The sequence below is a fragment of the Chromohalobacter sp. HP20-39 genome, assembly GCF_033052815.1.
GTDB lineage: Bacteria > Pseudomonadota > Gammaproteobacteria > Pseudomonadales > Halomonadaceae > Chromohalobacter.
In genome coordinates this window covers 1-271 of record NZ_JAWHTP010000684.1, presented here as the reverse complement: position 1 = coordinate 271, position 271 = coordinate 1, and the positions used below count along the sequence as shown (strand labels likewise).

Annotated in this window: 1 pseudogene; it reads right to left on the bottom strand. The window is 67.9% G+C overall.

Going from position 1 to position 271, the window contains the following annotated elements:
* Nucleotides 1–271, bottom strand: a pseudogene (locus RVY79_RS19700) (helix-turn-helix domain-containing protein); the annotation flags it as partial.

Sequence of the window (271 nt, the reverse complement as noted above, 5' to 3'; positions counted from 1 at the left end):
TGTCGAGATACCGGGCATGTGCGGCGTTGACATGATCGCCATGCGCTTCAAGCGCGATACGTGCCGCGTCGAGCGTTTTTTCGGGCCAGCCCAGGTCACGCAAGGCGAGGGCAATTTCGGCTTCGGCAACGACGCAGCGCGCGCGGGCCAGGGCTTCTCTCGGTCCGAAGGCGCGCGCTGCGTTGCGCAGCAGTGCCCGTGCGCGCGTGAGATCGCCAAGCTGTGCCATGGCGATGCCGCGCAGCGCCAGTGCCGGCGGATCGTCGCGCAA